The 737-nt window shown below is 33.9% G+C and carries 1 pseudogene; it reads left to right on the plus strand.

Annotation, left to right across the window (positions count from 1 at the left end):
- Nucleotides 1–246: 246 nt before the first annotated feature.
- Nucleotides 247–672 (plus strand): annotated as a pseudogene (locus ARSQ2_RS11735) (glutamate--tRNA ligase family protein); the annotation flags it as partial.
- Nucleotides 673–737 lie beyond the last annotated feature (65 nt).

A 737-nucleotide genomic window follows, 5' to 3' on the forward strand; every position in this document is an offset into this window, starting at 1 on the left:
TATTGATGATTGGTTATTACGATGCTCATTGTCGCAATCTTGGTTTATCTTGTTCTTCCGCTGCTTTGAGCATAATACAGTCAAAACCGGTGTATAGTTTTTATGATCAATTACAAGGTGATTATGTATAGCTAAGCGTCTTAATTTTGATTACAAAAATATATGTTTTTCTCCAATATAAATTTACTTATATAGAGTAATTACTTGTAATCATTTTAAAGTCGCCTAGCTATAGCGCCTTGCTCTTTGGCAGAAGAAGATTTCATTATTGTTCGAAAAGATAATTTATTTGCTTATAATCTGGTTGTCGTTATTGACGATCACGACCAAGGTATTACCGAAGTTGTTCGTGGTCCGGATCTCATTGTGCCAACCGTTAGACAAATTTCTCTTTATCGCTATCTGGCTTTTCCGCAACCCGATTATGTGCATTTACCACTAGTATTAAATCGTTCTCATAATAAACTTTCTAAACAAAATCATACCCCGCCGCTGCCGATGAACGATCCGAGGCCTATTTTAGTTGATGCACTAAATTTTTTATCACAAACAACTATTATTAATTGGCAAGACCTTAGTACTGAACAATTACTTAGCCAGGGTGTACAAAATTGGCAATTAGATAGCATCCAACCAGGCGGGAGAATTGTTACCTATTATGATTATAGCTAAGCGACTTAATTTTGATTACACAATATATGTTTTTATCCAATATAAATTTACTGATATAGAGTAAT

This window comes from Arsenophonus endosymbiont of Bemisia tabaci Q2, assembly GCF_902713415.1.
GTDB lineage: Bacteria > Pseudomonadota > Gammaproteobacteria > Enterobacterales > Enterobacteriaceae > Arsenophonus.